General features: G+C 67.9%; 22 protein-coding genes and 6 pseudogenes. 15 read left to right on the top strand and 13 right to left on the bottom strand.

The window, feature by feature from the left end; all coding sequences use genetic code 11:
• The first annotated feature begins 3 nt into the window (after positions 1–3).
• The gene (locus ACIBBH_RS31380; RefSeq protein ID WP_399410410.1) at positions 4–702 is read left to right on the top strand and encodes a hypothetical protein; all 699 of its coding nucleotides are present in this window, start codon (positions 4–6) and stop codon (positions 700–702) included.
• A gap of 503 nt (positions 703–1,205) precedes the next feature.
• Here the strand turns inward: ACIBBH_RS31380 and ACIBBH_RS31375 are convergent.
• On the bottom strand, positions 1,206–1,850 hold the full coding sequence (locus tag ACIBBH_RS31375) for a CBS domain-containing protein (protein WP_399410408.1): 645 nt from the start codon (positions 1,848–1,850) through the stop codon (positions 1,206–1,208).
• A gap of 1,087 nt (positions 1,851–2,937) precedes the next feature.
• On the opposite strand from ACIBBH_RS31375, the gene ACIBBH_RS31370 reads away from it, so the two are divergent.
• The 4 genes and pseudogenes from ACIBBH_RS31370 to ACIBBH_RS31355 all read left to right on the top strand — a co-directional run.
• Positions 2,938–3,069, top strand: coding sequence for a hypothetical protein (locus tag ACIBBH_RS31370; RefSeq protein WP_399410407.1), 132 nt, complete (start codon positions 2,938–2,940; stop codon positions 3,067–3,069).
• Between the two features lie 16 nt (positions 3,070–3,085).
• The gene (locus ACIBBH_RS31365; protein ID WP_399410405.1) at positions 3,086–3,334 is read left to right on the top strand and encodes a hypothetical protein; all 249 of its coding nucleotides are present in this window, start codon (positions 3,086–3,088) and stop codon (positions 3,332–3,334) included.
• An 87-nt stretch (positions 3,335–3,421) separates the two neighbouring features.
• Positions 3,422–4,177, top strand: coding sequence for a hypothetical protein (locus ACIBBH_RS31360; RefSeq protein WP_399410403.1), 756 nt, complete (start codon positions 3,422–3,424; stop codon positions 4,175–4,177).
• Between the two features lie 145 nt (positions 4,178–4,322).
• Positions 4,323–5,144, top strand: a pseudogene (locus ACIBBH_RS31355) (hypothetical protein); the annotation flags it as partial.
• Between the two features lie 297 nt (positions 5,145–5,441).
• Here the strand turns inward: ACIBBH_RS31355 and ACIBBH_RS31350 are convergent.
• The 4 genes and pseudogenes from ACIBBH_RS31350 to ACIBBH_RS31335 form a co-directional block, all read right to left on the bottom strand.
• Positions 5,442–5,720, bottom strand: coding sequence for a hypothetical protein (locus ACIBBH_RS31350; protein ID WP_399410401.1), 279 nt, complete (start codon positions 5,718–5,720; stop codon positions 5,442–5,444).
• A complete protein-coding gene (locus ACIBBH_RS31345; protein ID WP_399410399.1) occupies positions 5,717–6,490 on the bottom strand; it encodes a PspA/IM30 family protein in 774 nt (257 codons plus the stop codon). Before ACIBBH_RS31345 ends, ACIBBH_RS31350 begins: the two co-directional genes overlap by 4 nt.
• A complete protein-coding gene (locus ACIBBH_RS31340; RefSeq protein ID WP_399410593.1) occupies positions 6,487–6,975 on the bottom strand; it encodes an IS630 family transposase in 489 nt (162 codons plus the stop codon). The genes ACIBBH_RS31345 and ACIBBH_RS31340 overlap by 4 nt, the downstream gene beginning before the upstream one ends.
• A pseudogene (locus ACIBBH_RS31335) lies at positions 6,972–7,507 on the bottom strand (winged helix-turn-helix domain-containing protein). Before ACIBBH_RS31335 ends, ACIBBH_RS31340 begins: the two are co-directional and overlap by 4 nt.
• Positions 7,508–7,632: 125 nt before the next feature.
• Between ACIBBH_RS31335 and ACIBBH_RS31330 the strand changes: the two are divergent.
• Positions 7,633–8,247: a TetR/AcrR family transcriptional regulator gene (locus ACIBBH_RS31330; protein ID WP_399410397.1), complete on the top strand. Its 615-nt coding sequence runs from the start codon at positions 7,633–7,635 to the stop codon at positions 8,245–8,247.
• A complete protein-coding gene (locus ACIBBH_RS31325) occupies positions 8,244–8,603 on the top strand; it encodes a DoxX family protein (protein WP_399410395.1) in 360 nt (119 codons plus the stop codon). Before ACIBBH_RS31330 ends, ACIBBH_RS31325 begins: the two co-directional genes overlap by 4 nt.
• 288 nt (positions 8,604–8,891) lie before the next feature.
• On the opposite strand, the pseudogene ACIBBH_RS31320 reads toward ACIBBH_RS31325, so the two are convergent.
• Positions 8,892–9,078: pseudogene (locus ACIBBH_RS31320) on the bottom strand (IS5/IS1182 family transposase); the annotation flags it as partial.
• 55 nt (positions 9,079–9,133) lie between these two features.
• Between ACIBBH_RS31320 and ACIBBH_RS31315 the strand changes: the two are divergent.
• The 3 genes from ACIBBH_RS31315 (at position 9,134) to ACIBBH_RS31305 (ending at position 10,535) form a co-directional block, all read left to right on the top strand.
• A complete protein-coding gene (locus ACIBBH_RS31315) occupies positions 9,134–9,355 on the top strand; it encodes a zinc ribbon domain-containing protein (RefSeq protein ID WP_399410393.1) in 222 nt (73 codons plus the stop codon).
• Positions 9,356–9,912: 557 nt separating this feature from the next.
• Entirely contained in the window at positions 9,913–10,164 is a 252-nt protein-coding gene (locus ACIBBH_RS31310) for a hypothetical protein (protein WP_399410391.1), read from the top strand.
• Positions 10,161–10,535 (top strand): PIN domain-containing protein, encoded by a 375-nt coding sequence (locus ACIBBH_RS31305; protein ID WP_399410389.1) that lies wholly within the window; start codon positions 10,161–10,163, stop codon positions 10,533–10,535. The genes ACIBBH_RS31310 and ACIBBH_RS31305 overlap by 4 nt, the downstream gene beginning before the upstream one ends.
• 80 nt (positions 10,536–10,615) lie before the next feature.
• Here the strand turns inward: ACIBBH_RS31305 and ACIBBH_RS31300 are convergent, their stop codons facing one another.
• From ACIBBH_RS31300 to ACIBBH_RS31290, 3 genes and pseudogenes are all read right to left on the bottom strand, one after another.
• The gene (locus tag ACIBBH_RS31300) at positions 10,616–10,852 is read right to left on the bottom strand and encodes a hypothetical protein (protein ID WP_399410610.1); all 237 of its coding nucleotides are present in this window, start codon (positions 10,850–10,852) and stop codon (positions 10,616–10,618) included.
• A gap of 201 nt (positions 10,853–11,053) precedes the next feature.
• Positions 11,054–11,392, bottom strand: a pseudogene (locus tag ACIBBH_RS31295) (zeta toxin family protein); the annotation flags it as partial.
• Between the two features lie 56 nt (positions 11,393–11,448).
• A complete protein-coding gene (locus tag ACIBBH_RS31290; protein WP_399410387.1) occupies positions 11,449–11,895 on the bottom strand; it encodes a PaaI family thioesterase in 447 nt (148 codons plus the stop codon).
• Between the two features lie 529 nt (positions 11,896–12,424).
• Between ACIBBH_RS31290 and ACIBBH_RS31285 the strand changes: the two genes are divergently transcribed.
• Both ACIBBH_RS31285 and ACIBBH_RS31280 read left to right on the top strand, forming a co-directional pair.
• Entirely contained in the window at positions 12,425–13,135 is a 711-nt protein-coding gene (locus ACIBBH_RS31285; protein ID WP_399410591.1) for a DUF6192 family protein, read from the top strand.
• A 391-nt stretch (positions 13,136–13,526) separates the two neighbouring features.
• Complete coding sequence (locus tag ACIBBH_RS31280) at positions 13,527–14,378, top strand: NAD-dependent epimerase/dehydratase family protein (RefSeq protein WP_399410385.1); 852 nt, start codon at positions 13,527–13,529, stop codon at positions 14,376–14,378.
• Here the strand turns inward: ACIBBH_RS31280 and ACIBBH_RS31275 are convergent.
• Together ACIBBH_RS31275 and ACIBBH_RS31270 are read right to left on the bottom strand one after the other, a co-directional pair.
• Positions 14,367–14,873, bottom strand: coding sequence for a MarR family winged helix-turn-helix transcriptional regulator (locus ACIBBH_RS31275; protein WP_399410383.1), 507 nt, complete (start codon positions 14,871–14,873; stop codon positions 14,367–14,369). The two genes, ACIBBH_RS31280 and ACIBBH_RS31275, sit on opposite strands and share 12 nt — an antisense overlap.
• Positions 14,874–14,923: 50 nt before the next feature.
• Positions 14,924–15,829 carry a LysR family transcriptional regulator gene (locus ACIBBH_RS31270; RefSeq protein ID WP_399410381.1) on the bottom strand — a complete coding sequence of 302 codons (906 nt, stop codon included), beginning with the start codon at positions 15,827–15,829 and terminating at the stop codon, positions 14,924–14,926.
• A 121-nt stretch (positions 15,830–15,950) separates the two neighbouring features.
• Here ACIBBH_RS31270 and ACIBBH_RS31265 point away from each other — a divergent pair, with 121 nt between their 5' ends.
• Both ACIBBH_RS31265 and ACIBBH_RS31260 read left to right on the top strand, forming a co-directional pair.
• Positions 15,951–16,946 (top strand): fumarylacetoacetate hydrolase family protein, encoded by a 996-nt coding sequence (locus ACIBBH_RS31265; protein ID WP_399410379.1) that lies wholly within the window; start codon positions 15,951–15,953, stop codon positions 16,944–16,946.
• Between the two features lie 286 nt (positions 16,947–17,232).
• Positions 17,233–18,165, top strand: a complete 933-nt coding sequence (locus ACIBBH_RS31260) for a VOC family protein (protein WP_399410377.1) — start codon at positions 17,233–17,235, stop codon at positions 18,163–18,165.
• Positions 18,166–18,201: 36 nt separating this feature from the next.
• Here the strand turns inward: ACIBBH_RS31260 and ACIBBH_RS31255 are convergent.
• Positions 18,202–18,629: pseudogene (locus tag ACIBBH_RS31255) on the bottom strand (transposase); the annotation flags it as partial.
• A gap of 775 nt (positions 18,630–19,404) precedes the next feature.
• Between ACIBBH_RS31255 and ACIBBH_RS31250 the strand changes: the two are divergent.
• A pseudogene (locus ACIBBH_RS31250) lies at positions 19,405–19,557 on the top strand (IS5/IS1182 family transposase); the annotation flags it as partial.
• Between the two features lie 197 nt (positions 19,558–19,754).
• Here ACIBBH_RS31250 and ACIBBH_RS31245 read toward each other — a convergent pair.
• The gene (locus tag ACIBBH_RS31245; RefSeq protein WP_399410375.1) at positions 19,755–20,399 is read right to left on the bottom strand and encodes a carbonic anhydrase; all 645 of its coding nucleotides are present in this window, start codon (positions 20,397–20,399) and stop codon (positions 19,755–19,757) included.
• Positions 20,400–21,234: the final 835 nt, after the last annotated feature.

The raw sequence follows: 21,234 nt of genomic DNA, 5'->3' as shown, positions 1-21,234 counted from the left end.
ATCATGGAGACGTTCCTGGAAGCTGGTCTGGACCTCGAAGAATCGGCACTGCACCACGAACGCGGCCCGGGCGAGGCTGCGGCCATCGTGGGCGACAAGGACATCCGGCTGCTGCTGCGCGAGAGTCGCATCGCGCTGGCCAAGGGCGCCACGGTGCGCCTGCCCGACCAGGCCGCTGCCGCTGTTTACGACGTGCCGTTGACGTGCGTCATCCACGCGCACCCACGGTGCCGCGTGCGGTGGTCGCGGCTGAGCGTGGACCTGAGCCCGACTGCGGGAGCAATCATCGCGGACATGGCGCCGCGTGAGGTCGTCGACGACCGGCCGGTAGAGATCACCACTGCCTCCCGCGCCGGAGGCACGTTCTCGTTGGTTGCCAATGTCCTGGGCACCGAGTTGGGCCTTGAACAGACACGTCAGCGCACCGTCTACTATCCGAAGATCCTCTCCTCTGGGATCGGCTTCGCCCGCGGCTACTGGGACTTCCTTGCCGACAGCGACAGCTACCTGCACTCCGATCGCGAGTTGCGGCTTCTCATCACGGCACCAGAAGGCACCCCTGTTCAGCCGCTTTCGTCTTCGCGTGCAAGTGAAGATGAACGGGTTGGCCGGGGTGATCCCGCTACTGGCACGCGGGGGCGCCATCGACGCCTCCCACCGTCTCGATTGAGAAGCCATCCGCTTACCGTTCAGCGGGGTTGATGGGTCGAACCAAACGATCACCTCTCAGTGGTGCAAGTGAGGGGCAGGGGGTCCGGGGACTATCGGAACCGGTTCTGGCGGTAGGGCTCAGCGCTCTCCGGTTACCGGCCGCCGAGGCGGCCGACTTGCCAGTGCCCCCGACCCGTGACGTCCACGAACATCGCGTGGGCGGCCAGCACATCCAGGACGGCCGCCATCCGCCCGGTGCCCGGCACCGGGGACGGCCTCGCCCAGGCGCTCCCGCATCGCCTCGGGCGTTGACCTCGGCATCGCAAAAAACCACGATAGCCGTCGCGGCGGCGCCTTTGCGGGTGCGTCACTCCAACGGGCGATTGAGCTGAGAAGACGCCCCCGGGTCGCATCTGATGCGAAATTCTCGCACCAGATGCGACAGACGGAGAGTGATCGTGGGTGGGTGGGGACGGTCCCGTGCCAGGATCTGCTCGACTGCACCTGGTGGTCGGCCTGCCGCTGCTGCGGCCGGACTCCCGGGACCAGAACACCTAGCCCGCCCGGGCGGAGGCGAGGTGGGCGTCCACGGCGACGACACCGTCGACGCCCTGGCAAAGGCCCACGACCACCGGAACGAGTCGCGGTTCCGGGACGTGACCCCGAAGGGTGACGACCCCGTCCCGGACCTCGACCGCGACGGTGCCCTCCTCCAGGCCGAGGATGCGCCCCAGGACGTCCTGCTCGACCTCGCCGCGGATCTCGACGTCGGAGCGGATGAAGGCGTCGAGCAGGTCACTGCGGGTGACGATGCCGGTGAGGAGCCCGTCGTCGCCGACCACCGGCAGCTGCTTAACGTGCCGCCTGCGGAGTTCCCGTGCGGCCCTGGGGATCGTCCAGTCGGCGCGGGCGGTGAAGACGGGGCTGCTCATGAGCGCGCCCGCGGTCCGGGCCCGGGCCTTGCCCCAGGCACGCTCGTCGTTCCCGTCCTGACTCTGCGGCTCGGGCATGCCGGTCTCGTGCCGCAGCACGTCGGACGCGGACACGACACCGACGGGAGCGCCGTCGTCGTCGACGACCGGGGCCGCGACGATGTCGTTCGCGTCCAGCAGGGCGGCGACCTCCTGGAACGGTGTGCTGGGGCGGAGAGTGACGACATCCTCGGTCATCACGTCACCGACCGTGCGGCGGTACAGCATGGCATCGGCCTCCTCCGCTGTGCGACGGGGCGGCCGCGCCCCTGCCGGCTCGTCCACGCCGTCTTCCCTACCCATGACAGCACCGCGCCGCTCCGGCGGCCAGTGACATTCGGCCTGGCGGGGAGGGCCGGCGGTCCCACGGCCAGGAGTGCGACCGAGTGCGCGGTAGACGCTGGCGACGCTGGGCGCCTGGCCCTTGCGCTTGTCGATGGGGATGATCAGGTCACCCCCCTGACCGCTCACTCGGCGTCATTGAGCTGCGGGCTTCAGCCGCGCATACGCGACACCTCAACATGCGAGCTCACCAGTCCCGGATTCCTACAGGCGCTCGCCGGTCAGCGAGCAGGCTACCGGCCTCGTCGCAGGCCGCGATGGCACGCGCTCAACCTTCGGTGAGAAGAAGCCTCTCCGTCCAACCTTTGGTGAGAACGCTCAGCCTTCGCTGCGAAGGGACAAAAGTCGCACTCGACCCCGTGAGTTGCCCTGCACTCGACTCGTATTGATCGCAACTTGTTCGAATATCGAGGGGTGCATGCGCGGCCGGTGGCGAGTGGGCGGACGGATGGCGGTACCGGTGAGCCGGCCGCCTCGCCTCTGTGCACGCTGCTCCCCGCCGGTCGCATGCGACCCGGCATCGTGGTCTCCGCCGGGCTCGACATGCCGCTGCTGCTCGGGCTTGCCACCGAAGCGTCTGCCGCGGCGCCGGGCTGGGCGGCGGTGGGCCTGCCGCACTTGGGCGCGCTGGCCGCCGATGCCGCAGGCCTTGATTTGGCGTGCGGCATGCGCATCGACGATCCCGGACGGCAGTGGGCGCACGTCCTGGCCACGCTTCTGGAAGCGGTCCCGGTCGTTTTGGTGGGGCCGCTCGGCCCTGTTCCGGACCGGGTCGCGCGGCGGCTGTTCGCCGTGATGCGCCGTAGCGGATCGCTTCTGCTCACCGCCGGATCATGGCCGGGCGCCGAGATCCAGATGCGCGTGGTTTCGGCCACCTGGGAGGGCGTCGGCAGCGGACACGGCCTGCTGCGCGCGCCGCGTCAGGGTGGAGGCCACCGGGCGGGGTGCCGCAGCCGTAGCGCGGGATGTCGAAATGTGGTTGCCCGGACCCGACGGCGCCGCCGCCCCGCTGCATACCCTCACCGGTGGTCAGGTCCCCGCCGTCCCCGCGCAGGCTGTGGCTGCGGCGCGCGAGAGCCGGGCGGCGCTGCGCGTGGTGGGCTGAGACCGGAGTGGGCAGAGTGGCCGTCGGCTGGATTCCGGACTTCCCGGTCATCGCGTGCGGGACGGAAGCCTCAGAGCCCGTCGCGGTCATCGCCCGGGAGGCGGTGGTGGCCTGCTCGGCGGCCGCGCGGGCGGCCGGAGAGCGGCGGCGTATGCGGCTGCGGCTGGCCCAGTCCCGCTGCCCGGATTTGCTGATCGTCGAGCGGGACCGGCCGCCGGAACGCGCGCCTTCGAACCCGTCGTACGCCATCTCGAGCAGGTGGTGACGCCGCGCCTGGAGGTCATCCGCCCCGGGCTGATCGCAGCGCCGGCAAAGGGCCCGTCCCGCTACTGGGGCGGTGAGCAGCAGTTCCTTGAGCAGCTTGTCGCCGCGATCGGTGAGCCGGGCCACCCGGCGCGCGCCGGAATGGCGGACACTCTCTTCACGGCAGCCCTCGCCGCGCGCTGGCCTGCTGGTCCCGGCCGGTAAGGCCGCCGCCTGGCTGGCCCCGTTCCCGGTGCGGGTGCTCGGTGCACCACGGTTGGCGGGGCTGCTGGAACGCCTCGGCATCCGCACTGTCGGCCAGTTCGCCGCTTTGCCCGAGGACAAGGTCCTGGCCCGCTTCGGCGGTGAGGGCGCGGCAGCGCACCGCACCGCCGACGGCCTGGAGGCGCGCCCCCTGTCCGTGCGGACCAGCGCCGACGAGCACCTGACGGCGTACTCGTTCGAGCCCGCCGAGACGCTCCTGGAGCCGGTGGTCTTCGCGGCCAAGGCCCTCGCCCAGCAGCTGCACGATCAGCCGGCGGCGGCCGGTGCGGTATGCGCCCGGCTCGAGGCCTCGATCGAGCTGGCCGACGGCCGGCGCCTGTCGCGCCTCATTCGCCACGAGGGGCGGCTGTCCACCCTCGCGGTGGCCGAGCGCGTCCACGGCGTCCTGCAGGCCTGGCAGGACACTGGTGTCCTCACCGGTGCCGGGGAGCCTGGAGTAGTGCGCCTCGTGCTGCGGCCCGAACAGCTCAGCGCCGCGAGGGGCCGCCAGGTCGCGCTGTTCGGCGAGCGGGACACCCCGAAGAGGTGGAGCGGGCCGCCGCCCGGGTCCAGGCGCTGCTTGGCCACCAGGCGGTCGTGAGGATGGAGCTCGGCGGCGGCCGTGGGCAGGTCGGCGAGCTGCGGCCCCGGGCTTTCCGACCCCCGCCGGATACGACGAGGACTCCTGGCTCCGCTACCTCGCCGAGCGGGCCTGCACCGCCCGGTACGGGGATCGTGACGACCCGGCCGCCGCCCGCGCGTGGCGGCAGCTCGACCACGAGCTGGCTGTGATCGCTGAGTTGGGGATGGCTGGCTATTTCTTGATCGTCCACGACATCTGCCAGTACGCCATCGGCCGCGGCATCTGGTGCCAAGGCCGCGGCTCGGCGGCCAGTTCCCTCGTCTGCTACGTCCTGCGGATCACCTCGGTCGACGTCCTGCACCACGACGGCTTGCTCTTCGAGAGATTTCTGTCGCTCGAGAAGGCCGGTCCGCCCGACATCGACATCGACTTCGAGCCCGGCCGCCGCGAGGAGGTCATCCAGTACGTCTACCAGCGCTACGGTCGCGACCACGCCGCCCAGGTCGCGAACATCATCAGCTACCAGCCGCGCCTGGCGATCCGCTTCGCTGTCAACTTCAGCGTGTTGAAGCGGACAGCCCCTGAACGGTCGGATGGCGGGGGCGCCCGCTCAGGGAGCGGCATCCTGTGTGGCTGGGCCCGTCGTGTCGGAGGTGACGGGCTGGAGGTCGAGCGTGCCGTCCACCGGCACTGCGGCAGACCCGCACCGGTTGACGCAACACAACTGCGGTCAGCCCCGTGGTGCTGCCAGATGCGAGGTCCCGAACCGGATGACAATCTGGTCAGAAGGACCAAAAGCAATGCGGGAGGTGTGGTCATGGGTGCTGAAGGGATGAGGCAGCGGGCCAAAGACATGGCTGACAAGTTGCGCCAGATGAGCCAGGGCGGGCAGAGCAGCAAGTCGCGGCACAAGGACCAAGGGCGCGGTAAGCGCATCGAGGAGCAGATGAGGAAGCTCCAGGAGCGGCGGCACCGGCATCGGTGACCGATAGTCCAGCCGACGGTGCCGACTCGAACGTGTGGGTTCGCGCTCTCCAGGGCGGTTCTCCTGCGCGAGCTCGTGTCGTCGCCGGCGTCAAGTCAAGTGGGGTTCGTACGCAGTGACATGACGGGTATTTCCCGCTCGTTCCGGCCGATCGCGGACCGCCCGAGCGACTTGGCAGCCATAATTCGGGCCCATTGAGAACCGCGATCGGCCGTAATCGCGTATTGGCCGTCACCCCGGCCGCCGATGCAAGGTTCGTCTTCGTCGAACGCCGCTGTACCGATCGACCCGGTGTGTTCACCCCGGGATCAGGCCCTCGTCCGACAGCAGCACTTGGACGTCGTTCAGGCTGGCGTCCTGGTCGGGAAGCACGAGGTCGGACGGCGTGATTGCTTCGTCGGACAGCGGTGTGCCCAGGCGGCGCACGGTGTCCAGGAGGGCGTTAAGCGCGGTGTGGAATGCCGCCTCGTCGTCGGCGTCAGCCGCGGACTGCAGGGCCGAGTCCGGCTTGTTCAGTTCGTCGAGGTGAGTATCGGTGACGTCGTACTGGCCCTCGCCGAGAATCCTGATGATCATGGTGCCTCCTGGCCCGGCGGACGGTTCGGGCTGCCGCCTTCTACGGCCGCCGGTTGGGCTGCGGATGCGGGGAGTTGGGCCTTCATCCAGGCCAGCTCCTGCTCGATTTCGGTGCCGGAGCTGAGGGCCTCCAGTTCTGCCTGGATGTCGTCGCGGCCGGCGGGAAGGGTGGCGTCCGCCAGGACCCCGGAGTCGATCAGCTCGTCCAGGGCGCCGGCGCGCGCCTGCATCTGCTCGGTCTTGTCCTGGGCACGCTGCATGGCCAGGCCGACATCGCCCAGCTCTTCACTGATGCCGGTGACGGCCTCGGTGATGCGGGTCTGGGCCTCGGCCGCGGTGTAAGTGGCCTTCATGGTCTCCTTGCGGGTACGGAAGGCGTCCACTTTGGCCTGCAGGCGCTGCGAGGCGACGGTGAGCTTGTCCTCGTCGGCCTGCAATGCTGCCTGCTGGCTCTGCAGATCGTTGAGCTGGGACGTCACTGCGCTGCGCCGGGTCAGCGCCTCGCGGGCGAGGTCCTCGCGGCCTGCGGCCAGTGCCTGCTGTGCTTGGGTCTGCAGCTTCCCGGCGTACTGCTGCAGCTGTACCGACTGCAGATCCACCCGCTTGCGGCTGGTGGCCACATCCGCCACCCCGCGCCGCACCTTGCGCAGCAGCTCAAGCTGCTGGGCGTAGGAGTAGTCCAGCACCTCCCGGGGATCCTCGGCCCGATCCAGGGCCTTGTTCGCCTTGCTCCGGAACAACAGGGTGACGCGGTCCACGATGCTGCTCACAGCCCCGCCTCCTCTCCTCGGACAGAGGCGTACACCTTCAGGCTCCGCCCGGCGGTGGTGTGCCGCAAACCGTCCCGGCTGCGGCGATTCGGGCAGCGGGCCGGGCGGTGTCCCTGCCTTTGAAGCCGCTGGCACCGGTGGGCGAGGAGGCCGGGCTGCGCGTCGTCGGCCACCACCGGAGCCGAGAACTCCCGCAGTCGGCGGTCCTTGTGGACGTTGAGGTTGTCCCACACGAGCACGATGGGTGCGCCGAGCTGCTGGTGCGCGGCGATGAGCAGGTCGCGGTAGTCGGTCCAGGTGAAACTGCGTCTGCCGCCGCGCTTGTGACCGAGATGCCGCTTGGGCCGGTGGATCAGCCGTGAGCGTTCACCCTGCTTGAAGCAGGCCAGAGCGGCGATTAAGAAGCGGCGCTGGGAGCGTCCCCGGACCCGGATGACGGGTGTGCGTCCGCGCCGGGCCCAGGTCCGTGCGGTGGGCGGCGTCATCGAGAAGCCGGCCTCGCCTTCGAAGCACAGCCAGGCCTCGAGCGCCGCCACGGACCTTCCACCTGCGGCCAGGTCTCCTTCACCCAGCCCGCCACGGCCTCCTCGTCGCGCTCGATGACTCGGCGGGCCGGGACCTGGTGGCTGAAGCCGTGCCGGTGCAGCATCCCCGCGATCGCCGCGTCATGCTCTTGTGGAACCGGCGCCCGATCAGCGTCTTGATGCGCGCCGGCGTCCACGTCTGGTCCGGCCAGCCATGCGCGACCGGCCCTTTGGCGAGCTCCTGCTCGAGCACGGTGAACAGGGCCTCGCTCAGCTCGGGCCGTGAGACGGGCCCGGCAGACCGCAGCCCCTCGGTGCCGGCGTCGTGCCGGGCCCGGCGCCGGCGCTGCACCGAGCGCACACTCACCCGTAAGTCCTTGGCGACCTCCGCGTTGGAGGCACCGGCAGCGAATCGCTTCGCGGCCTCCAGCCGGATCCGCTCGCGAAACGCCTGCCGTTCAGGCGTCAGCCCACCACCCTGCGGATACCTCACACAACCAGGCATACCGCGACGATCACACCTCGTCAGCCCCCAACAACATCACGCCGCAAAGGTCAGTAGTGGGCGGCTTCCGATGGGTGTTGCGCCCAGAGATTCGACAATGTAGCTTTCTGAACATGTTCACTGAACCTGTTCAGTCTCGCGCTGCGAAGCGGGAGGCGACGCGACAGAAGGTGCTGGCTGCAGCCGAGCGGCTGTTCCGCGCGCAAGGATTCGGCGCCACAACGGTCCGTCAGATCGCTGCCGATGCGGGAGTCAGCACCGGGACTGTGATGTCGGTCGGTGACAAGGACGCACTCCTGGTCGCCATCTTCGACCGCTGGATCGATGCCGTACACCAAGAGAGAAAAGGCGCCGACGGACCAGCTTCCGGCCCACTGACCGCAGGCGTCGCGGTAGACGCAGTCATGGCTCTCTTCGAGCCTTTCATCCGGTACTTCGCACGCGACGAGGAACTCTCACGCGAGTACGCGGCGATCATCGTGCGAGGAGAACGCGAGTCGGCGATCTTCCAGAACCTCGCGCTGTCTCTGATCGCCGAGATCGATGGAGTGCTCACGCAAGCGGGTCTGTCCGGCGTCGATGCCGGTCGTGGGGCGCGCGTCAGCTACTTCTCCTATCTCGGCATCCTCATGACCGTCTCCAACGGTGCCATCAGTGAGCACGACGCAATCGACCAGCTCCATGAGGTGATCGAATTCGTGATCGCCCATGAAGGAGGAGACGAATGACCGACACACCCCATTACTGGTGGCTCACGGCACTGCTGGCGCTCGTCCTGTTCGGCGACGCCGTGATGTCGTTGCGCCCGCCGGGCTTCATCCAGCGGTGTCTCGACGGGGTCCGGCTGCCGCGGGACTGGTGGTGGATCCTCGTCGTGATCAAGCTCCTGGCGGCGGTTGGACTGGCAGTCGGCCTCAAGTACCCCGGTGTCGCGTTCACCACAAACGTCGCCGTCATCGGGTACTTCATGTGTGCGGCGTATGCGCACTTCCGGGCGCGGTTCCTCAAGCAGGAGTTCTGGCTCAACTGCCTGGGCATGCTGGCCTTCTCGGTGGCTGTGCTCATCGTGTGCTACACGGTGTGATGCAGTTGTCAGACCATGGCGGTGCTGGGGCGTGATTCTCGGGGCGCAGACCGACCAGACAGGTGCGGTCGCCACGCGGGCAGGACACGGCATCGAATGACTGCTTGACCGAAACGGCGGACAGGCCGTGCGCTCGGTGGCCGCCCCGCTTTGGCACGAAGAGCGCTGCGCCGCCTTCTCGCCTCGGGGGCCGTCGGCGACGATCGCTTCGATCAGCGTCCGGTGACTGAAGGTCCGGGCGCATGAATCAGCTCGCCCCGTGTCTGCGTGACAGGCAGGGAATGTCGTAGCCCGTACATGGGCGGAGTCGAGGATGACGCGGGAGACGTCGATGAGCCCTGCGTCGTCGAGTTGGTGCAGGACTGCTGTCCTGCGTTCCGCCGCCCTGTGGCCGCACCTTCGACGGTGGGATCAGCGGCTCGGCGATCTCCCACAGCCCGTCCGGAACAATCCAACTCCACGTACCCCGCCCCATACACAGACCACCGAGCGATCACCACATAGGACACGGTCTAATACTCCAGCCGGACTTGTGTAACCGCTGGAGGCCCTCCAGCAAGACCTGCTCCGCCTGCGGGTGGCAATACCCACGCCTCACGCTCGCGGACAGGACGTTCCACTGCACCAACTGCACCCTTACGATCGACCGGGACTCAACGCCGCGCACAACATCGCGACCCATGCCGTCCCCGTCGACCGGCCTGTCGCCCCTGGTAGAGGGGAGACACAAAACGCCCGCGGAGCCCTCGTAAGACCGCCCAGCCCACGGGCCGGGCGGCGGGAGGCAGTGAAACGGGAAGACACCGGTCCACCCGGGCCAGTGCCACCTCAGCGGAGCGATCCGCTGGCGCTCTTCACCCTCAACGACATCGGACAAAACGGCAAAACATCTCTAGAACCGCAGGCCAGACAGTGTCCGATCCAAGCACGTAGGGGGCGACCGCGTGTAAAGGGCGCACATGGTGCGAGGTCTGCGCAGCCGTCGGCCCTCCCGTGGGGAGGCCGGGAGGGACGGCGCGGCCCCGCCCAGGTGACAGCACACGGACGGGGCCAGGGGGTCTCCGCCTGGGGGAGGAAGAGGATCACCGCGGTCACAGGATGGCACTGAATTCGGCCAGACAACAGGGTTGTGACTGGAATCGGCCGCATGGCGGTCAGCCTTCGCATCCCGCCCCAGGCCGGTGGGGCAGCCATGCCGTCGCCAGGTCGTCCCGCCATCCGAGAGCCGCCTCTGGTGGGCCCCAGCTGCGCCGACGGCGCGCTCGGAGACATGATCCCCGTCATGTCTACCGGCGGTAGAATCGGCTCTATGAGCAAGCCGACGAGCATCAAAACCAGCGAGGAAGTGCGCGACCGGCTGCGCATCCTCGCAGAGGAGCGCGGCACCACCATCACGGAGCTGCTGGAGGACCTCGCTACCCGCGAGCTCACGGCTGCAGAGCGGGAGCAGCGCGCCCGGGAGGCTGCACGGGAGCTCGGCATCGAGTACACCGAGCAGGTCCAGCAGGCCGGCCAGGACGCCTGGGCGAAGATCCGCGCACATCAGGGCGGCGCCGCATGAACCTGACGGCCGTCCTGGACCATACCGCTCTGGCCGCCCTGTATCGTGCGGATCCCTTCGTCACCGGCCTCTACATCGAGGCCTCGCGTGGCACTGGCCGGGTCATCATCCCGTCGCTGTCCATGCTGGCCGCGGAACGGCAGGTCGCCGGTGCCGGCAAGCACGCGGCGTCCCTGCGGTTCGCGGAGAACGTGCCGTTCACCGCGGCGCACGCGGTGGATGCGATGGACTGGACAAACGTCGACTGGCCGGTGGCGCACGCGGCAGCGATCGCCTGGCATGCGGTGAAGGCGGGGGAACCACTCACTGTCCTGTCGCTGGAACCCGAGCTGTACGCGGGCACCGGCATTACTCCACTGAACCCGTCCTGACCTTCGGCCTGGCGGTTCTCCCGGCGCCGACCGCAGACGGTTGTCAGGGCGGGTGTGGAAAACGAGACGGGGACGCGTGTTCATGGCTGGTCGATGCCCAGGTGGTTGCGGCGGGCGGTGACCAGGGCGCGCCACCGCTGACGGGTGGCTGGTTCGCCGTCGAGCCACTGGGCGCCGGACACCTGTGACAGGGGCAGGTCGGCCATGTAGTGGACGATGCGCGAGGCCGCGCCGGGCAGCGGGGGCCAGGCGGCCGTTGCCGTCGGCGACCTGCTGGTATCCGCGGCGTGATTCCTGGCCGTGTCCGATGCAACCACGACACGTACGCGAAGGGGTGCTGCGCACACTCGCCACGATCGAGGCCGAGCAACTCCGTGCCGCTCGCAACACGGGCCGCCGGCCTCACCCACGAGGCCCCTGCACTGCGGCTGACCGAGCGGCCCTTCATCCGGGAAAACCCTTCGGCCTGTTTGCCACGACACGTACCGTCCGCCTCCGGCAGCGGCCTCGTTGAGATACCGGTCCACGATTCCGAGCTGACTCAGGGCCTCCGGGGTGGCGACCACGACGATCTCAATGCGGTGGCCGGAGCGCCGGTAGGCGCGGGAGGAGGTACGGAAGCCGTCTGGGTCGGCGAGTGCCGACTCCACGACGGCGTCGAAACCCTGGGCCCGGACGTGCGCTTCGACCGCGGCCTGCCAGCGGACGGTGTCCGGGAGGACCAGGGCACCTGCCGTTCGGACGTCGTCTGTAAGGAGACCGGCGTAGCTACGGTGCGCTGCCTTGTACAGGTCCCGGCCGACCCGCACCGCGCCGCCCGCGGCGGTCCAGGACCGCCTGCACGAGGTCGGCGACATTCACCCCGTCATATCAGCACCGTGTGTTCTGCGCGTTCGTCGTCCGGCACCGGGCGTCAGCCCTTGCGCAGTTTGATGTTGCGCATGGTCACAAGGGCTGTGGCGCAAAGTTTCTCCTCGGCCTGGTCGGCCGAGAAGACATCGGCCGCAGCGACCGTGATGGTGGTGCCCGCCTTGACCACCCGGCCGCGTGCGACGAGCTTCTCGCCCTTCGCCGGAGCCAGGATCTTGACGGTGTAATCGATGGTCATGTTCACCCACCCGGGCGGCAGCAAGGTTCCAGCCGCCGAGCCTCCGGCGAAGTCCGCCAGTGAGCCGATCACCCCGCCCTGGAAGAAGCCGCTGTGCTCGGTAAGTTCCTTGCGATACGGCTGAATGATCTCGACCTCTCCTGGTTCCACCCGACCGAATGCGAAGCCCAGGTGCTGCGCGGCCGGCATGCTCAGCACCGCGCTCTTCACGGCCTGCGCGAATTCGGGGCTTGCTGCCCTCGATGCTGTCATATATCTCGAACCTCTCTGCTGATCGGCGATTTGTCAGGCGGGTCTCTCATGAGACCGAGGGCTCCCCCGGTTCCCAGACCTTGAACCCGGGCTTCAGGTATCGTTTCCTGGCAGCGCGGGTGGAAGAGGTTCCACAGGCCTCGGGCGCGCGCCTCGTGCATGAGGTCCTCGATGACCGGAGGGTGGAAGTGCCCCAGAGGCGGGCATCTGCCGCTCGTAGACGTCCTCGGCGGGATACACGCACCCGTCAATGAACCCGAACGGATTCGCCTGATAACGCTTGGCGCGGTCGGGCACCGGAAACAGTTCCATGACACCTCCCTGTGGCAGAAATGTCGGGATCCGAAGAGGAGTTGGGTTTCTCCGCCAGTTTGCGCCTCGCACCTCGGTTCACTACGCCCTGTATACTTGAACTTGACGTCATATTCAAGTATTGGCGCGGCCGCAACGCTGGGCCGCGGCTCTGCTCGGGGCGCGGCGGTCCATTGATGCCGTCGGCGAAGGCGACGGGGGTGTTCTGCTCGTCGGCGTGGCGCTCGCGGCACTGGCGCCGGCTGCGGCGGGCGGGGGCGAGGACCAAGGGGGTCCAGGTCGGCATGGGTCCAGGTGCCCGGAGTGCGGGGCGTCGTGTGGGACTTGCCTATACGACGGTCCGTCAGTTACCGGTGGGTGTCATCGCACCGGCCGAAGGAGCTCCGAGGGCGGACGTCTCGCACACGATCCACAAGCTCCTGGCCAGCATCACGATGAGCAGGAGCGTTTCGAGACGGTCACCAACGCCCCGCCCAATCCGCGCGGCGGACAGCCGCGGTGGACGCGCGACGGTGTGAAGCGGATGGTGGACTGGAAGGTCGACGCCCCTCTAAGCGTCCAGAAGGAGGTGGAGGCGATCCACGACCTGGCCGCCGATGACTCGGTGACGGCGGTGACTACCGACTTCCTGCGCCGTTCGGCCGTCGCCTCAAAGGCCATGGCCGACGACACCGCCAGGCCCGCAGTTAACGAGGCCCAGTTCGTGCAGGAGGAGGCTGCCCCGCAGTTGCAGCGCATGGAGCTCAGTGCCCAGTTCATGGACCTCGTCGCGGCCTGCGCGCAGTTGGTCACGACGGCCGGCAGGATCGTGCCGAACCGGCGCGGCGAGCACTACAACGACGCCGAACGCGACGCGATCGGCCGGGGACTTGCCCGGGTAAGCGCCACGGCCGACTTGACCGAGAACGCCGTCACCCGCGCGAGGTGACCTCGACGAGCAGCTCCAGCAGCATCTGAAGGGATCGGGTGAGTAGGCGATAGGGGTGGGGCTGCCCCGCTCACGTCCACGCCGAAGCGATCCTTGCTGCCCTGCAGGAGGCCCGCCCCGCCGGACTGACCATCACCCAGCTCATGGCCGCCACCGAACGCACCCGTGCGCAGATCCACACCGGGCCGGCCCATCTGCGCCAGGTCGCGGCCGCAGCGACCCCCTTCCGTCGAACCGTACGTCCGCGCACGCGTCGCCCACGCCGACACCGACGACCTCCTCGGGCTGGGCTGAGCCAGGACGACAGGTTGGCCTAGCGGGTCGATGTGTGCTGTGCGAATATATGCTGTACAATATAATTTCCGCCGACGAAGATCGAGAGGGGTAGCCCGTGTCGAAATCCACCGGCCCCGTTGTCGTGACCGGAGCCAACAGCCGCACCGGACGTGAGATGTTGTCGCGCTTGGCCGAGCAGGACGCCGATGTCGTAGCGCTCGTCCGGAGAGCGCAGGACCTGCCCGTCCGCGAGGTCGTCGACGACTGGATGCGGTCCCAGCGAGCCGTCGACGTACTGGCGAACGCGTCGACGGTGGTCCACCTTTGCGGGGTGTTCGCGGCCGGTGACTGGGACAGCTACGAAGCCGGCACCGTCGCCACCACCCGCAGGGTGTTGGACTCGGTCAACCCCGCGGCGCGGCTCGTCTACCTGTCGTACGTCGGCGCGGACCCCGCGCACGACAACTGGTACGTCAAGGCCAAGGGTCAGGCCGAAGAGCTGGTGCGGACCGTCGCGGGCCATGTGATCTTCCGTATCCACGCAGTCGTCGGCGGACGTCAGGCGCCCGCCCCCTTCGAGCTGATGTTCCGCCAGAGTGCGCCGGGCGCCCCGGTGCGCGTCGTCGGTGACGGTACCCAGCGCTTCCGGCCCACCCACTCCGCCGACATCCTCGACGCACTGACCCAGGCCGCCCTGGGGCGCGGCGAGGCCGGCACCTACGACCTGGTCGGCCCCAGCGAGTTCGCGCTCGCGGACCTGCCCGAGCTGATCAACGGGCATCGAGTGCCGATCGAGCACATGCCGGTTCAGCGGCCCGCGTCCGTGCCGGGGCCGCCACAGACCGTCGTCGACCTGCTCGCGCACCCCATGACGCCGGGTGATCCCGACGCCGTGACCAAGGTCTTCGACCTCTCCCTCACCCGTCCGGAGACGAACTGGCCGATCGTCGAGCCCTCAGATCTCTGACGCCTGCCGGCCGGGGGACGGATCCGCCGTCTCCTCGGCCAGAGCGTGCTCGCGGCGGGTACGTACGGTCTCCGCCAACTGGGTGCCGCGCAGGCAGCTCTCCAGCAGTGCGGTGGTGGAGGCCAGGTCCTGGCCGGACAACTGGTCGCGCACCCAGGAGCGGAAAATCTCTTTGCGTTCGCGCGCGGCCTGGGCGAGTTCGCTGCCGCGGTCGGTGCAGGAGATTTCGACGCGGCGGCGGTCGTCGCTGGCGGATTCGCGTCGGAGCAGTCCTGAGGCGACCATCCGGTCGACCAACCGGCTCGGGTGGCCGCCCTCGGCGATCAGGAGGGTGCCCAACTCGCCGAGGGACAGCGGACCGTACCGGTCGAGCAGCTGCAGCGCCTCGGCTTGGCTCGCGGTGATCTCCAGCGGCCGGAGCAGCTCGTTGATCCGTCGGTCCGATTCGCGGGTAAGCGCCTTGAGCAGCAGTCCGAACTCCTCGATAGCATCCATGCCGCGATGTTACGTGTGGTGCGAATATGTGCTGTGCAATACATCGGGCCTTACCCCATCACGGAGCGTGCGACCCGCGCGGCCGTCTCACGCAGCCAGGTGTGTGCCGCGTCATGACTGTGGACCGGATGCCACCACAGCGCCTCCCGCAGGGGTGCGGCCTCATAGGGGGCCGGCATGATCCGAACGGGGGCACTGGCGAGCAGGCGTTCGACCAGGCGCCTTTGAGTAAGAGCGATACGGTGGGTGCCCGCGACCAGGAACGGCAGTACCTGGAAGCTGTCGACCGAGATCTCGACCTGCGGCTCGATCCCGAGCAGGCCGAGTTGGTGGACGGGCGGAGCGTCGTAGACACGCTGATACGTCACCCAGGGGAGCCGTGCCAGGTCGTCCCGGGTGAGATGGTCGCCGACCTCGGTGTTGTCCTCGGCGACGACGAAGACCCACTCGTCCTCGTAGAGTTCGACGGCGGGGAACCCGCTGATGATGCCGTGCGGCATGAGCACGCCATCGACCGCGCTCAGCACGGTTGCGGCGGTGCCGACGATGTCGGCCGGCGTCTGCGTGAACCGCACTCGAACGCGCGGCGCCTCCTGGCGGAGTGCGCGGACGAGTGCGGTGCCAAGCACGGTCACGGCGTAGTCGGAGCACACGAGGTGGAATTCGCGGGACTCGGTCTCCGGGTCGAATCCGACCTTGCTGCTGAAGAGGCGTTCCGTCATGTCGCAGACCGCCGCCGTGCGGTCGAGGAGGACTCGACCGAGGGCGGTCAGTTCGTACTGGCCGCCGACGCGGACGAGCAGCTCGTCGTCGAAGTGACGCCGGAGCCGGGCCAGGGATCCGCTCATCGCGGGCTGACTGAGGCCGATGCGCTGTCCCGCACGGGTGACGTTGCGTTCCTCCAGCAGGGCACGCAGGGCGACGACGAGGTTGAGGTCGAGGTTGGCGAGGTTCATGGCACGGTCCTGGACACCGAAGGAATTGGTTGAACCAATGGACCCTATATGAAGAATCGATTTCCCTGATGGGAATGTGTCGGGCCAGATTAGTCACATGGCAGACCAGGAAGACACGCCAATGAAGCCTGTGACCCCGCCGGTGACCATCGCCGGTACCTTCGCCCTCGGCACGCTCTCCGCCCCGGACCAAGCGCCCTTCCCCGGCCTCGTGGTCCCCGCGGGACAGGTGCTGGACCTTTGCACCGCACTCGGCGAACCACGCCTGACCACCCGTGGCCTCTTCGAGCGCTGGGACGAGGTACTGCCCCGGCTGCGCGCTCTGGCGACGGACGCCTCCGAGTCGTGGCTCCCGCTGGAAGGGCTGCGCGTGCATGCCCCCATCGACCCCCTCCAGGTCTTCCAGGCCGGTGCCAACTACCGGCAGCACGCGATCGAGATGGAGATCATCTACCGTCCAGCCGACGACCCGCGCACCGCCGAGCAGGCCCGGGCCGATCTCGCCGCCGAGATGGACAGGCGGGCGGCCGAGGAGCAGCCCTACGTCTTTATCGGTCTGCCCAGCGCCGTGACGGGTCCGTACGACGACGTCGTACTCCCTGCCTGGGCCGAAAAACCGGACTGGGAACTGGAGTTGGCCGCCGTCATCGGACGGCCGGCTCACCGGCTGTCCCCCGAGGAGGCCCTGGATTACGTCGCCGGGTACACCATCGCGAACGACCTCACCGACCGCGCCGGCATCTTCCGCAAGGACGTACCCGCGATCGGCACCGACTGGCTGCGCTGCAAGAACGCGCCCGGCTTCACCCCGCTGGGCCCGTGGATCGTCCCGTCCGAGTCGATAGCCGACCCCCAGGACCTGCATCTCACGCTGAAGTTGAACGGCGAGACCATGCAGGACGAGTCCACCAAGGACATGATCTTCACCATCGCACGGATCGTGTCGCACATCTCCCAGACCGCCCAACTTGTCCCCGGTGACCTGATTCTGACGGGCAGCCCGACCGGCAACGGCGTTCTGCGGGGCATCCTGCTGCGCGACGGCGACGTCATGGAGTCGACGATCGGTGGGCTCGGAGTCCAGCGCACCCGGTGCGTCGCGGAACGCCCGTCCTGAGCCGCCGGCACGCCCGGTCGTCGTCTTCACGGTGCCTCGACCTGACCGGGCGCACGAGTGCCGGCGGCACGGAGACGCGCGCAACACAGGCGGCCTCCGCGCGCGGCCCGACTGCTCGTCCTCGTCGTATCGCCTCTGCCGCGCTCGACCACGCCCCAGGTCCAGATCGGCGCCTCGTCGGTATCGGGGACATGGCGGGCATGCCGCGCGCCACCCTCCTCCGACGCCGAACCCAACACCAGGTGAGGCCGCTGCGCCTCCTCTCTCCTGCGAAAGAAGAAACGCCATGCGCCTGCTCACCCATCTGCGGCACGTCGACCTCGCCGTGCCCGACTACGACAAGCAGCTCGAGTTCTACTCCGGCGTCTGGGGCCTGACCCAGGTCGCCGAGGACTCGGGCATCTCCTTTCTCGCCGCCGAGGGCTCGCCCGAGCAGTACGTGGTCCGGTTGCGCAAGGCCCACGCGAAGCGGCTCGACCTGGTCTCGTACGGCGCCGCGAGCGCGGCGGACGTCGACGCGCTCGCCGAACAACTCCTCGCGAGCAGGGTGCAGTTGATCTCACAGCCGGGCAAGGTCGACACCCCTGGCGGGGGCTACGGCTTCCGCTTCTTCGACGTCGACGGCCGCACCGTCGAGGTCTCCGCCGACGTCGCGGTGCGGCAGCACCGGAAGATCGAGGAAAAGGAGGCGATCCCAGTCAAGCTGTCGCACGTGGTGTTCAACTCGCCGGATATCAACCGGACCCTGCGGTGGTACGAGCGCCACCTCGGTTTCCGCCTGTCCGACACGCTCATGCATCCGCGTATGGGCGAGGCGCTGCATTTCTTGCGGATCAGCAATCTGCACCATTCGATGGCCATCGCCCAGGGCCCGCACACCTCGGTCAACCACATCTCCTTCGAGATGCGCGGCATCGACGAGTACCTGCGCGGCTCGGGCCGGATGATCCGCGCCGGGCACCGCTCGATCTGGGGCCCGGGACGGCACACGGCGGGCGACAACACCTTCACGTACTTCCAGGACCCGCACGGCAACGTCGTCGAGTACACCACGGAGCTGGAGACCATCGACGAGGACCTCTGGCATCCCCACGTGTACGACGTCTCCAATCCGGATGTCACCGACCAGTGGGGCACGGCCGCCCCGGTGAGCGAACACATCTTCAAGGAGATGTTCAACGATCCCGACCGCGGCTGCTTCGTCGCTCCGCCGGCCTAAGAGGGCGTTTGAAGTAGGCAGATTGCCCTTGATGCCCTAGTACGTGCCTCGCCAGGTGGGGGTGGTCTCGTCCGATATGCGCCTGGTGAGGTTGTCGACCGAAGCGATGTGGATCACGGGCTTCGGAGCTGGCGGTGAGGGTCTCGTAGTCGCGGACCGGACGGCGGTGCATCATGATCCAACCGATACTCCGCTCGACCACCCAGCGTCTTTTCACGACGTGAAACCCGCGGGTACCCGGGTTCCTGTTGGCGACTTCGACATCGATTCCGAGGCGGGCGCCGTGCTCGACTACGGCGTTCTTGAAACCGGTGTCGACCCAACTCTTGGAGATGGTCGGGTACTTCTCCTTCGCCTGGTCGAGGAGGCGTATTCCCAGGGCGTTCTCTGATAGGCCGGGCGGCGGTGACGGTCACGGCAAGGGTGAGGCCGATCGTGTCGGTGAGGATGCCGCGCTTCCTCCCGCTCGATCAAAGCCCTTCGGGCGTCGGACAGGTCGCTGGGGTACGGCTTGCGCTCGCTCACGGCGTAGCGTGATCACGATGAGCCGGAGGGCACGGTTCCGCTGCCCATCAGGCGATTCCGTCGCATCTTCAGACCAGACAGACTTCCAGGTGTTGAAGCGAACGAGACGGATGACCAAGCCTCCGTCCCAGGGAGCGTCCTTCGACGCCTACGGGATAAAAGCTCTCAGGGCAGGACAGGGGCGAGAGTCGCATATGGGTACGGACCTGCATAAACGCCCTCTAAGAGGTCGTTTTCATCGATGAAGTCTGTTTGATCCCAACACGCCCCAGCGTCAAGAGGTCCCCCTGAGGCGCTGGTGCACCCACATGACCGGTGAGGTTCGACGGGAGTCCGAATTGACACTCTCATCCCCTGAAGCCCGTTTCGATCCAAAGGGTGTTCGTATCGGCGATTCCTCTCGCCGCGTCGCTTAGCAACCCGATACCCAAGAGGCGTGAGCATCTCCTTGTGGCCACTGAAGCGATGCAAATCAGGTGAAAACGACCTCTAAGTGGGCATTTAGGGATGGTCTACGTCGGTAAGTAACTTTCATGAACGTCAGGCTTGAGGCGTTTGCCCTATACCTGCACCCTTGCGTCCATCAGGCTGCGAACTTGGCCGCCCGTTTGCTCCGGTTCTCGTGCACGAAGTCCGTCTGGTTTGAAGATCAGACAGAAACGCCCAGCGGTAGCGGAACAGCACCGTCCGCCGCATCCATGATCACGCTACGGCGTGAGCCAGCGGAAGCCGTACCCCAGCGACCTGTCCGACGCCCGATGGGCCTTAATCGAGCCGACGTTGACAGCCTGGAGAAAGGCCCGGCTCGACCGCAGACCAACCGGGCAGCCGGCCAAGGTCGACCTGCGCGACGTATTCGGCGCAGTCGGTCGGCCCTCGCCGATGTCCGGCAGCGGGAGTTGACCTGGCTTTGTCCACGAGAACGGACCGCACTTCAACAGCGGCTCGGGAGGCACTCGGCCGCCGCCAGCGGGACGGAGTGTTCATGAGTTTCGACAGCATCGTGCCGTACTCGCAGTCCGCGTCCGTCAGTGCCTCGTCGGCCGTTCGACTCGTCCGACCGGTCAGGAGGGCGCGCCGCCCACGACTTCCACCTTGCCGGTGTCGAGCGAGTAGTAGGCGCCGACGACGGCAAGGGCGCCCTTTCTCACGAGTGGGGCCAGGTCCTGGTTGGAGCGCAGATCGGCCGCGGTCAACTTGACCTGGGCGCGGGCCATGGTCTCGACCGGGTCGGCGCCACCCTCCCGGGCTGCCTGCTCGTACGCCGGCTGCAGGGCCTTGACGATCGCCTGCAGGTTGCCGGGCAGTGGTTTGCCGTCACGGAGGGACTTGTACGCCGCCTTGACGGCGCCGCAGCGCTGATGCCCGAGGACCACGATGAGAGGGGTGCCACTCGTCATAGGCCCGTACTCGACAGAGCCAGTGACCACCGGGCCGACCGCCTCCCCGCCCGTGCGCATCACGTAAAGGTCACCCAGGCCGGTATCGAAGAGGAGCTCGGGCGGCACTCGGGAGTCGATACACGAGAGGACCGCCCCAAAAGGCTCCTGCTCCTGGGCCACGAGCTGTCGCCGGTTCGGATCCCGGTCTGGGTGTTGAAGGTTTCCGGTAACCCAGCGCTTGTTGCCTTCCATCAGCCGCGCGAATGCCGTGGCGGGCGTGGTGGGCCGCGCTTCCGGCGAGGCGCTGGTCGCCGACGAGGCGGCCATCGTCGATGAGCACCCCGCGAGCGCGACCGTGGCGACCGCAAGTCCGCCGGTAAGCAGCGATCTACGATCCGGACGTCCGGCTCTGTCCATCGGTCGGTTCCCCTCGATACCACTCAGCACTCAGCCACGCTTCCTGCGTCTTGACGAGACCAATGGTCCAGCGCGGTGTGGGTGCCCTCGCAGCAGGCACAAGCGGGAGCGGGCTACATTGCCCCGGACAGCCCACAGAACCGGCTCGGGCGGCGGCGTGAACCCCTGATGCCGAGACCCGCCCTGCCCGACTGGAATCTCGACGGCGGGGTGCTGTCCATCTTCGTGAACATCAACCTCGACGCGATCCGGGTGCCTCCCGAAACGATGAACAACCGCTGTCGAAACTCGCGAACAAAGCCAGGGTTGACCGGTGTGTTCCGTCATGGCGCATTGTTACCGAGGTGCTTGGGATCAGGCGGGTAACCCTTGGCCCGGAGCCAGGCGTCGAGGGCCAGGGCGACGATGTCGCCGTGGGGTATCTCGGTGTCGGCATTGCAGCGACGGATACGCCGTTGTAGCTGAAGGAATCAGGGACGGCGTAGTTCAGCTGCCCGCGCTTGGTGTGCCGACTATTGATGACCTTCAGGTGTCCGGATGGGGGCAAGCGGATCACCTTGCGACTCCGACTGTGCTTCAAGCGCGTCGGCAACAGCACGCAGCTGGCCGACATAGGAGTGAGCTTGTGCACGGAGTCGCTCCCGGGGAGCGACTAGGCAGTTTCGTTTGGATCAGTCGGTCGTTGGTCCGGGTGTGCCGTTGACTGATGCGCAGTGGGCGCGGATCGAGCCGTTGCTCCCGGACC

Origin of the sequence: Streptomyces sp. NPDC051636 (assembly GCF_044453765.1) — a bacterium.
Taxonomy (GTDB): Bacteria; Actinomycetota; Actinomycetes; order Streptomycetales; family Streptomycetaceae; genus Streptomyces.
The sequence above is the reverse complement of the archived record's forward strand: the minus strand, read 5'-3'. Positions and strand labels throughout refer to the sequence as shown.

Excerpts from the sequence above, each read along its gene's own strand:
- ACIBBH_RS31375 (WP_399410408.1), bottom strand. The coding sequence starts at position 1,850 with ATGCTGTACCGCCGCACGGTCGGTGACGTGATGACCGAGGATGTCGTC.
- ACIBBH_RS31265 (WP_399410379.1), top strand. The coding sequence starts at position 15,951 with ATGAAGCCTGTGACCCCGCCGGTGACCATCGCCGGTACCTTCGCCCTC.
- ACIBBH_RS31290 (WP_399410387.1), bottom strand. The coding sequence starts at position 11,895 with ATGACAGCATCGAGGGCAGCAAGCCCCGAATTCGCGCAGGCCGTGAAG.
- ACIBBH_RS31325 (WP_399410395.1), top strand. The coding sequence starts at position 8,244 with ATGACCGACACACCCCATTACTGGTGGCTCACGGCACTGCTGGCGCTC.
- ACIBBH_RS31350 (WP_399410401.1), bottom strand. The coding sequence starts at position 5,720 with ATGATCATCAGGATTCTCGGCGAGGGCCAGTACGACGTCACCGATACT.
- ACIBBH_RS31330 (WP_399410397.1), top strand. The coding sequence starts at position 7,633 with ATGTTCACTGAACCTGTTCAGTCTCGCGCTGCGAAGCGGGAGGCGACG.
- ACIBBH_RS31270 (WP_399410381.1), bottom strand. The coding sequence starts at position 15,829 with ATGAACCTCGCCAACCTCGACCTCAACCTCGTCGTCGCCCTGCGTGCC.
- ACIBBH_RS31245 (WP_399410375.1), bottom strand. The coding sequence starts at position 20,399 with ATGGCCGCCTCGTCGGCGACCAGCGCCTCGCCGGAAGCGCGGCCCACC.
- ACIBBH_RS31275 (WP_399410383.1), bottom strand. The coding sequence starts at position 14,873 with ATGGATGCTATCGAGGAGTTCGGACTGCTGCTCAAGGCGCTTACCCGC.
- ACIBBH_RS31380 (WP_399410410.1), top strand. The coding sequence starts at position 4 with ATGGAGACGTTCCTGGAAGCTGGTCTGGACCTCGAAGAATCGGCACTG.
- ACIBBH_RS31260 (WP_399410377.1), top strand. The coding sequence starts at position 17,233 with ATGCGCCTGCTCACCCATCTGCGGCACGTCGACCTCGCCGTGCCCGAC.
- ACIBBH_RS31310 (WP_399410391.1), top strand. The coding sequence starts at position 9,913 with ATGAGCAAGCCGACGAGCATCAAAACCAGCGAGGAAGTGCGCGACCGG.
- ACIBBH_RS31340 (WP_399410593.1), bottom strand. The coding sequence starts at position 6,975 with ATGACGCCGCCCACCGCACGGACCTGGGCCCGGCGCGGACGCACACCC.
- ACIBBH_RS31305 (WP_399410389.1), top strand. The coding sequence starts at position 10,161 with ATGAACCTGACGGCCGTCCTGGACCATACCGCTCTGGCCGCCCTGTAT.
- ACIBBH_RS31370 (WP_399410407.1), top strand. The coding sequence starts at position 2,938 with ATGTGGTTGCCCGGACCCGACGGCGCCGCCGCCCCGCTGCATACCCTC.